Genomic DNA, 2,047 nt, shown 5'->3' on the forward strand with positions numbered 1-2,047 from the left:
CGCTAGCATCACCGTCATTGCGACCCCCCGGCCTCGATTCGAGGGAGGCAATCCAGGGGCCAGTGCGCGCCGGCCCCTGGATTGCTTCGTCGGCTTCGCCTCTTCGCAATGACGATGATGAGGAGGTCTTGAAATGAGCCGGAGCGCGATCGCCATCGCGCTCCGGGCCCCGGACGCCGCGGGCCGCTATTCCGCCCAGAAGACGTCGCTGAGCGCCTGCCCCCAGGGCACGACCAGCCCGCCATCCGCATCCTTGACGATGTTGGTGTAGTCGCTGCACAGCGACATGTGCCAGGCATGCGAGTCGCCGCCCTGGGTCAGGGTCCGGCTGTAGTCGTCGCCGCTGCCGCTGTCCGCGATCGTCAGCCCCGGCACCGGGCTGCTGCGGAAGCTGTAGGGCGGGCTGCAGGTGCCGCTCTCGAACAGCGTCTTGCCCAGCGTGGCCACGGCCATCCTGCTGCGCGGATGCACCCAGTCGTCGCGGCCCCATTTCTCCCAGCGGGTCAGGCCGAACTCCCTGGTCCAGTAGGTGATCTCGACCTGGGTCGCCGGCCCCGGCCCCTGGCCGTCCTTGGCCGAGCTGGAGAAGCGCAGCGAGATCAGGCTGTCCAGCGAGCGGCCGTCCTTGTAGGTGAAGCGGTCGCGCATCCACATCGTGAACGGCTTGGCGAAGCGCTTCGGGCAGCCCGCTGCCTCCGGCTCCCGGCCGTCCTTGTTGGTGACCAGCTTGCTCTGGAACACGGCGAATCCGCCCTGGCCCTCCGGCGGCAGCGTCGCCGGGCCGATCACCCAGCCGTAGCGGAACCGGCCGGAGGTGTCGGGCGCCCCGGCGCAGGACGGGGTCAGCCAGTAGGACAGGGCCACCGGGCTCCAGCTGCCCATGATGTAGCCCCAATGCTCGTCGACCCACTGCACCGAGCCGCCCTCGCGGCCGGTGTCGAGCTTGCCGAAGGTCGGGGCATCGGGCTTGGCGTCCGGGCAGCTGTGGTCGACGCCGCGGTCGTAGAAGCTGACGATGCGGGTGACGCCGTGCTTCTCGATCGGAATGTTGTCCTTCGACACCGTGCCCAGCCGCTGCGGGCAGGGAGCCCCGGGGTTGGGGAAGTTGTGCATGTGGTACGGCACGGCCTCGCCGGCGCGGATGTTGCGGCGCCGGGTGCAGTCGCGGTCGCCCGGGACCAGCGCCGGCTCGATCCGGTCATGCTGGTCGACGCAGACATCCATGATCATGAAGTCTTCCAGCCTGTCGGACTGGGCCTGGGCCCGGGCCGGCGCGGGCGCGGCGGCCAGGCCGAGCCCGGCGGCGAGCGCCAGGGCCGGGAGGAGCGGGAAACGGATCTGCATGCAGTCCCTCATCGTTGCCGGTCGGGCGTGGCTCCCCCGCGGCCAGCATCATCGAAACCGCCAGTCCCGCAAGCGCCCGGATGTCGCACGGAAAGTTTTCATAGGTTTTGTTCGGCGAGGTGATTCGGAGCGGTCCGATTCCCATCCCCGCCGGCGCCCGATAAGGCCGGATTCAGGTTTGCTCGGCACATCATATTGATCTGAAAGCGGATTCCAAACACGAACTGAAAGGTGCCCGGATCCCGTCAATCCCAAGAATTTTGCCTTGCACCGCGATTTCGCACTGCAAAAAGCATGACAGCGGCGACGGTTCGGGCTTAAAACCTTTGCGACGAAACCGGAATCATGAGTGTTCGATGGCCGTGCCGGGCAACGAGACCATTCGCGCTTTGGCCGCATCGGCCAGGGAACGGCAGGTCGTGCCGCTGACCTGGGTGGCGGCGACGCGCGAGCAGGACTACGTCAATCTCGGCGACGCCCTGAGCGCGGTGATGGTGTCGCTGCTGTCGGGCCTGCCGGTCGAGCATGTGGCGCATGAGTCGCGGCGCCTGCGCATGGCTGCGGTCGGCACCATCGGCCACAGCCTGAAGGAGGGCGAGGTCGTGGTCTGGGGCACCGGCAGCTCGCGCTGGCGCAACCCCTCGGCCCCGGCGGGGGAGCGGGTGGCAGTGGCGCCGCTGCCCGGCACGCGGCTGCACATCGC

General features: G+C 68.6%; 2 protein-coding genes. One reads left to right on the plus strand and one right to left on the minus strand.

The features are described from left to right. Nucleotides 1-186: 186 nt before the first annotated feature. A complete protein-coding gene (locus P409_RS32730; RefSeq protein ID WP_034848539.1) occupies nucleotides 187-1,344 on the minus strand; it encodes a hypothetical protein in 1,158 nt (385 codons plus the stop codon). Between the two features lie 356 nt (nucleotides 1,345-1,700). On the opposite strand from P409_RS32730, the gene P409_RS32735 reads away from it, so the two are divergent. Then, nucleotides 1,701-2,047: hypothetical protein (locus P409_RS32735; protein WP_034848542.1), on the plus strand; the 347-nt coding region annotated here is incomplete at its 3' end.

Source organism: Inquilinus limosus MP06, assembly GCF_000767795.1.
Lineage (GTDB): Bacteria > Pseudomonadota > Alphaproteobacteria > DSM-16000 > Inquilinaceae > Inquilinus > Inquilinus limosus_E.

What these genes read in the sequence shown, in the direction of transcription:
- P409_RS32730 (WP_034848539.1), bottom strand. Translation starts at nt 1,344, where the DNA reads ATGCAGATCCGTTTCCCGCTCCTCCCGGCCCTGGCGCTCGCCGCCGGG.